Origin of the sequence: Dietzia sp. DQ11-44 (assembly GCF_014145205.1) — a bacterium.
Classification (GTDB): Bacteria; Actinomycetota; Actinomycetes; order Mycobacteriales; family Mycobacteriaceae; genus Dietzia; species Dietzia natronolimnaea.
Genome location: NZ_JAALEC010000640.1, coordinates 1 through 5,106, shown reverse-complemented (window position 1 = coordinate 5,106; position 5,106 = coordinate 1). Strand labels below are relative to the sequence as shown.

The window sequence follows — 5,106 nt, the reverse complement described above, 5'->3', positions numbered from 1 at the left end:
TCCTGCCGATCGGCCAGCCGCAGCCCGAAATCGGGGCAACCCAACTCCGCGGCGGCCGCGTCGAGCATCTGGTCGTGCGCGGTGATCGACACCAGCCCGTCGTCGTCCGCGAGCACCTCGCGCGCGATCTCGTACCGGTCGAGCAGCCGGTCGGGGTCTCCGCCGAGTTCGCTGACCAGCGGGCCGAATCCGCGCAGACTGGCGGCGCGGATCAGCGGCTGCACACGATCTCCCCGGCCACCCGCCGGCCCGACTCGACCGCCCCGTCCATGTAGCCGGCCCAGCGGGTAGCGGTCTCCGTGCCGGCCCAGTGGATCGGGCCGACGGGGAGGCGGAGGTGGGGGCCGAAGCGGGTCAGGGTCCCGGGCGCGGCGAACGCGCCGTAGCAGCCGCGGCTGTACTCCTCCTCGGCCCAGTCGCGCTCGATGTAGTCGACGGGACTGAGGGCCCGGGGGCCGAAGTATCCGGCGAGATCCTGGAGCACCTGCGCGCGACGGTCGGCGGCGGTCACGCGCGAGCCCCGGTCCGCGTGGCGGCCCTCGAGGAATCCGACGAGGACGCCGGGCACGGCGCCGTCCGATGTGCCCGCGTGGGGGGTGTTGTCGAAGACGGTGCCCAGCGGTCGGGTGTCGCTGTTCGCCTGCCCGCTCCAGCCGTCGGCACGCCAGAACGGCTCGGGGTAGACGACGTTGATCTTGATCACCCGGCCCATGGGCATCCGCTGGACCAGCTGGTCGCGGTCGCCGGGCAGGCCGGGGGAGTAGCGGATCCTCGACGCCAGGGGCGGTGGAACCGCGACCACCACATGCCGCGCATTCACCACCCGGTCGCCGGACCGGACGCGGGCTCCCGCGGCGTCCCACTCGACCCCGGTGACCGGGCTGTCCAGCAGCACGCGATCACCGAGCTCCCGCGCCATCTCGATCGCGATCGTCTGCGCCCCTCCCACCACGCGGTCCTGCTGAGCTCCTCCGGCGGTGTCGATCAGCGCATCGGTACCGCCGGCGGCACCGATGTAGAACCCCGCCCACAGTGCGGACAGGTCCTCGGGTCCGGTCGAGAACACGGCCTCCGTGAGGAGACGGAAGAACCCGCGGCCCCGCGGGGTGCGGGCAGTGCGCCTGAGCCAGGTGTCGAAGGTCTGCGAGTCCAGGCGATCGGCGCCGGGCGCGCGCCACGGGTCCGCGAGCGGGATGCGGGCGGCCATGCGGTCGAGACGCCACTGTGTCTGTGCGATGTCGGCCAGGGTGACGGGATCGAGGCGGGGGATCCGGCCGGAGTAGTCCGACCTGGCCCCGCCCACCTCGGCGATGTGGCGACCCGCGACGTGGGTGGGGAAGGTCCGCAGTCCCAGTTCACCGATCAGGGCGAGGATCTGATGTTGGGAGGGGCCGACCCACTGCCCCCCGACCTCGATCGGAGCCCCGCCGGGCAGAGTCGCGTTGAGCAGACGGCCCCCGACGCGGTCCCGGGCCTCGAGGACCTGCACCTCGTGGCCCGCGCGGGTCAACTCGCGTGCGGCGACCAATCCGGCGATGCCGGCGCCGACGACCACCACATCCTCTGATGAGTCCACCCATCGCCTCCCCACGGCCGACCGAATCGCAGGCGTGTTCACAGTATTCCTCGCCCCCGGTGGCCCGGGGCGGGACGGTGAACTCGGTGCCCCGGACTCCCGGGGTCTGTCACGCTTGTCGTCATGAACACGGACGGGCGTTCCCTGCCGCGCAACTCATGGCTCTCCAGGGGCGCGCCGCTGGAGCGGTCCGACGCGGCGAGCCGGATCAGCGCCTACATCTACGGCAACATCCTGGTCCTGGCTCGGAGTTCTCGAGCACCGCACCGCACTGCTGCTGGCAGAGCCCACCGTGCTGGTGCGGATCGGCGGCATCGTCTTCGTGATCGGCCGGCTCAACGGCGAGCGGCCCAGTCGGAACCGGCTCATCAGTGCTGCGGCACTCACGGTGGTCGCAGCGACCATCGTCGGGGTCAAGGTCGTTCTGACGCACTGATCCGCGCGCACTGATCCGCGCGCAGTGACCGGCTACCTGCCGAACATCTTCGCGAGGAACCCCTCCTTGGGCGCGGTGGCGTGTCCGGGGCACCGCTGGGACTTGGGCACGCCGGACATCACCTGGTCCACGTGCATTCCGCACCCGGCCCAGGTCGTCTTTCCACAGGTCTTGCAGGTTGCGGGTCGGCACATGGTCGTACTCCTCTGATCGTGGGATGGTCGCGAGGTCCGCGGTCGGTGTGTGGTGCCGTCCGAGCCTCGCTGCCGAGAATACATACCCCCTAGGGTATACGCAACGTGGTCGTCGTTGACTTCGCCGCGACCCGCGTTGACTTCGCCGCGTCGGAGTGTCACTGTATTAAGCACCTAATACAGCAACACGGAATGGGGCGGCGATGCAGTTCGACAACTCATCCCCGATCTGGGTGCAGCTCGTCGAGGAGTTCTCGCGGCGCATCGTGACGGGGGAGTGGCCGACGGGCGCGAAGATGCCCGGGGTCCGGGAGTTGGCGGCCGATCTGGGCGTCAACCCCAACACCGCGCAGCGCGCGCTGGCCGAGCTGGAACGGCTCGAGCTGTGCCGGTCCGAGCGCGCCAGTGGGAGGTTCGTCACCTCCGATGACGCCCGGATCGACGAGGTCCGCGCCGACCTCGCCGCCGGTGCCGCCGACGAGTTCATCCGGCGGGTCCGCGGCCTGCGGATGACCCACGACAGGGCGCGAGCACTACTCGACACGAGATGGGACGACCATGACCACACCACTGCCCATGCGCACGACGGAGGTGCCTGACATGAGGGCCACCGCCAGCCCGGCCACGACACTCGTCGAGGCCACGGGTCTCAACATGAGGTACGGCACCACCACCGCACTGGACGCCCTCGACCTCCGGCTCGCTCCTGGTCAGATCGTGGGACTGCTCGGCGAGAACGGCTGCGGCAAGACCACGCTCCTCAAGATCCTCGCCGGCGTGCTCGCGGGTTACTCCGGCACAGTGCGGATCGACGGCCACGCCCCGGGCCCCGAGTCCAAGGCGATCGTCTCCTTCCTGCCCGACACCAGCTTCCTGCCCGACTCCGCCCGCGTGAGTTACTGCCTGCGGCTCTACACCGACTTCTTCGCCGACTTCCAGACCGAGAAGGCCCGCGACCTCGTCGGATTCTTCGGTCTGGACGAGTCCGCGCGCCTCAAGGAGATGTCCAAGGGCATGCGCGAGAAAGTGCAGATCGCCCTGGCCATGTCCCGCGACGCGCGGGTGTTCCTGCTGGACGAGCCCATCTCCGGTGTCGACCCGGCCGCGCGTCAGCTCATCCTCGACGGCATCGTCCGCAATCTGTCCGAGGACTCCCTGCTCCTGATCTCCACGCACCTGGTGCACGACCTGGAGCCCATCCTCGACGCCGCGGTGATGATGCGCCACGGCCGGGTCCTGCTGCAGGGCCACGCCGACGACCTCCGCGGCCAGCACGCCGCCAGCCTCGACCAGATCTTCAAGGAGACCTACCGATGACGACGACACTGCTCACGCACGAGTGGCTGCGCACACGCGGGGCCCTCGGGACGACACTCGGAGTGACCGCTCTCGTCGGCGTCCTGGGCGGTCTGCTCGGGGCTGCAGGGTGGCCGCTGCTGTCCCAGTTCGGGCTGGCGCTGGGCATGCTGGCCGCGGTCGTGGCGGTCCCGGCCGTCCAATTGACCCTGGCCGCCGACTACTGGCGCACCGGCTACGGCCGGACCGGGTACTTCACCCACTCCATCCCGGTCCGCGGGTCGGTCATCTTCTGGACCAAGCTGATGTGGGCGATGGCCGCCTCCCTGGCCGCGCTCGTCCTCACCGCCGGGCTCGCGCTGCTCACGTGGTGGGCGGCCGCCCGCCAGTCGGGGCTCACCTCGCCGTCGTACTCCGTCCTGTCCGACGCGTGGACCACGGTGACCACTGCCGCACCGGCCTGGATGATCGCGGCCGGAGTGCTCGTGACACTCGGGTCGTTCCTGATCTGGCCCGTCTACTACTACTTCTCGGTCTCGGTCGGGCACGAGCGACGGCTGGCCGCGCTGGGTGCCGGCGGGCCGGTCGTGGTGTTCGTCCTGGTCTACGTGGTCACACAGCTGCTCTCGCTGATGGCGATGATCGCTCTGCCGTTCGGCATCTCGATGGGCGCCGGGGGCTCGCTGGAGTTCGTGCGCTTCGACATGATCGGCGAGTTGGCCGCCGGCGCGGCCGCCAGCGACGACGTCATGCCCGTCGGCTTCCTGGCCGCGTCGGTGGTGTTGGTGGTGTTCTGCCTGTGGCGTACGGCGCGGTCGTGGAACCACAGGGTGGCCCTGGTGTGAGCAGTGCGCCACACGGGCCGTCCGTGGACCCGGGCCGGCACCGTGCTCCCGCCCTGCAGACGGGCCTCGATGACGACACGACGGTACTCGTCCCCCCTCGAACTCGTCGAGCTGATCCCAGCCAGCGCGCCCGAGACGGCCGCGAGGACCGGTGCGTATAAGATAACCTTTGGTTCCGGGGCCGGGGCGGCGTAGTGTTCACATCGTCGCTCGCCGGGGCGTCGCAGCCGGCTCGGTGGCGCGACCTCCCCTGTGAGGACCCCCTCGCCTCCCGGAAAGAACTCCTCTCATGCCGATCGTCCTGCCCTCCACGTCGCACCCGTCTCTGACTGAGCCGACGTATCTCAGGCCCCCGGTGTGGAAGCAGGTCTTGGCCTGGGCCGGTGTCGGTGTGGGCGCACTGACGCTCCTGGGCGCGGCGGCCTCGGTGGGGGACGGGTTCGCCTCGGTCGCGGCACTCGCGATGTTCGGCCTAGCGTTGATCCTGCCGGGCGGTTGGTGGTTGTACTGCGAGAACCGGGACAGGACGCACGCGGACGAGGACCATCGGCTGGACTCGCAGGCCGCGCTGGCCCAGCAGACGATGGCCGGGTACGTCGCCCCCGATGCGCTCGCCCCGCTGGCGTGGCACACGCCACTGACGCCGGTCTCGCGGCGATGGCCGGTGGTTGGCTCGGCCGCGTTCGCCCTCGTCGTCGGGTCCATGGGGTTGATGCCCGCCGCCGAGGTCTCACCCGCCCCGGCGGCGACACCGGTTCC

7 protein-coding genes and 1 pseudogene are annotated in these 5,106 nt (G+C 70.5%); 5 read left to right on the top strand and 3 right to left on the bottom strand.

The genetic code is table 11. The features are described 5' to 3' along the window. On the bottom strand, nucleotides 1-224 hold a 224-nt coding region (locus G6018_RS14820), incomplete at its 3' end, for an AraC family transcriptional regulator ligand-binding domain-containing protein (protein WP_182640028.1). After that, on the bottom strand, nucleotides 212-1,603 hold the full coding sequence (locus G6018_RS14815; RefSeq protein ID WP_347237877.1) for a flavin monoamine oxidase family protein: 1,392 nt from the start codon (nucleotides 1,601-1,603) through the stop codon (nucleotides 212-214). The genes G6018_RS14815 and G6018_RS14820, both read right to left, overlap by 13 nt. A gap of 96 nt (nucleotides 1,604-1,699) precedes the next feature. On the opposite strand from G6018_RS14815, the pseudogene G6018_RS14810 reads away from it, so the two are divergent. Further along, a pseudogene (locus G6018_RS14810) lies at nucleotides 1,700-2,012 on the top strand (hypothetical protein). 32 nt (nucleotides 2,013-2,044) lie between these two features. Here G6018_RS14810 and G6018_RS14805 read toward each other — a convergent pair. Continuing rightward, entirely contained in the window at nucleotides 2,045-2,206 is a 162-nt protein-coding gene (locus G6018_RS14805; RefSeq protein ID WP_179525725.1) for a hypothetical protein, read from the bottom strand. Nucleotides 2,207-2,409: 203 nt separating this feature from the next. On the opposite strand from G6018_RS14805, the gene G6018_RS14800 reads away from it, so the two are divergent. From G6018_RS14800 to G6018_RS14785, 4 genes are all read left to right on the top strand, one after another. Next, nucleotides 2,410-2,805: a GntR family transcriptional regulator gene (locus G6018_RS14800; RefSeq protein ID WP_182610037.1), complete on the top strand. Its 396-nt coding sequence runs from the start codon at nucleotides 2,410-2,412 to the stop codon at nucleotides 2,803-2,805. A 1-nt stretch (nucleotide 2,806) separates the two neighbouring features. Continuing rightward, complete coding sequence (locus tag G6018_RS14795) at nucleotides 2,807-3,523, top strand: ABC transporter ATP-binding protein (protein ID WP_241731192.1); 717 nt, start codon at nucleotides 2,807-2,809, stop codon at nucleotides 3,521-3,523. Then, nucleotides 3,520-4,347, top strand: coding sequence for a hypothetical protein (locus G6018_RS14790; protein WP_182640027.1), 828 nt, complete (start codon nucleotides 3,520-3,522; stop codon nucleotides 4,345-4,347). Before G6018_RS14795 ends, G6018_RS14790 begins: the two co-directional genes overlap by 4 nt. 355 nt (nucleotides 4,348-4,702) lie before the next feature. Beyond that, nucleotides 4,703-5,106: hypothetical protein (locus G6018_RS14785; RefSeq protein WP_182640026.1), on the top strand; the 404-nt coding region annotated here is incomplete at its 3' end.

Bases quoted from the DNA above. Each gene is read 5' to 3' on its own strand.
- G6018_RS14805 (WP_179525725.1), bottom strand. From the start codon at position 2,206: ATGTGCCGACCCGCAACCTGCAAGACCTGTGGAAAGACGACCTGGGCC.
- G6018_RS14800 (WP_182610037.1), top strand. From the start codon at position 2,410: ATGCAGTTCGACAACTCATCCCCGATCTGGGTGCAGCTCGTCGAGGAG.
- G6018_RS14795 (WP_241731192.1), top strand. From the start codon at position 2,807: ATGAGGGCCACCGCCAGCCCGGCCACGACACTCGTCGAGGCCACGGGT.
- G6018_RS14790 (WP_182640027.1), top strand. From the start codon at position 3,520: ATGACGACGACACTGCTCACGCACGAGTGGCTGCGCACACGCGGGGCC.